We start from the raw sequence: 891 nt of genomic DNA, 5'->3' as shown, positions 1-891 counted from the left end.
TGCTGTGGAGCCCCGGCTGCCGTATCACAGCATGTTGTACCGTCGTGCATTATTATATTATCGTCCAGCTTTTCCGTGAATCTGTCTAACTCTAAGTTTCAAAATTTCCATTTTTGAGTAATAGTCATCCGATTTCAACTGCTTTTCTTTGATTACCGAATCCTTCTCCTCTAAATGAAGAAGTAAAATGCTCATACCATGTTTCTTTTCGTGCAAATCTTTTACAATTTGCATATCACCCCAGAAAACAACAGATTCATATTCATGTCCGCATTCGTCCATTACATATCCTTTATCCTCAATTACTGTCGCACAAACATTTTTGTTAGAATTCAAAAAATCCAACTTGAGACCATTTTTAGCGCAGTGAAAATAAAGTGTATCATTTTCGGCATCATATCCATAACTAAGCGTGACGATATACGGTTCATTCTCTCGACACATTGAAATCACAGCAAATTTTCCTTTTTCAAGGATTCTATCAATGTCTGATTTTTTAGTCAGTTCTCTATTTGGTCGATTATGTAAATGGTAATGCTTCATTATTATTCTTTCTGATTGTCAAGGTTTTAAAAAGGCAGGTTTTCTAAACCTTCATTATCAACCGAATCAGGTTCTTTGTTGTCTTGCTCTTTGAAATGATTATTAAAATCTTTTGCGCTATTTATTAACTCATAGTCTCCATTCAAATAGAAGTCCAAGTCAGTCGCATTTTTCTCGTAAAATTCATCGGCCGGAATGCCATCAATTACATAAACTCTTCGGAATTTCATTTTTCCACCAACGAAGTAAGTCTCTTTTATGAATTCACGTCCGTTTTTATCTATATGAATCTTTTTCACTTATCTATAATCCAAGTTAATTGCACTTCGGTTTTTGCATGCGGTACAA

Annotated in this window: 2 protein-coding genes; both read right to left on the bottom strand. The window is 34.8% G+C overall.

Annotation, left to right across the window (positions count from 1 at the left end; all coding sequences use genetic code 11):
• Positions 1 to 57: 57 nt before the first annotated feature.
• Positions 58 to 543 (bottom strand): pyridoxamine 5'-phosphate oxidase family protein, encoded by a 486-nt coding sequence (locus B4W65_RS17090; protein WP_088656370.1) that lies wholly within the window; start codon positions 541 to 543, stop codon positions 58 to 60.
• Positions 544 to 569: 26 nt separating this feature from the next.
• On the bottom strand, positions 570 to 842 hold the full coding sequence (locus tag B4W65_RS17085) for a hypothetical protein (protein ID WP_088656369.1): 273 nt from the start codon (positions 840 to 842) through the stop codon (positions 570 to 572).
• Positions 843 to 891 lie beyond the last annotated feature (49 nt).

It is taken from the genome of Geofilum rhodophaeum, from assembly GCF_002210225.1.
GTDB classification, from domain to species: Bacteria; Bacteroidota; Bacteroidia; order Bacteroidales; family Marinilabiliaceae; genus Geofilum; species Geofilum rhodophaeum.
Note: the sequence above shows the minus strand (reverse complement) of the source record. Positions and strands in the feature narration are given on the sequence as shown.

Coding starts and splice junctions, on each gene's coding strand:
- B4W65_RS17090 (WP_088656370.1), bottom strand. CDS start 543: ATGAAGCATTACCATTTACATAATCGACCAAATAGAGAACTGACTAAA.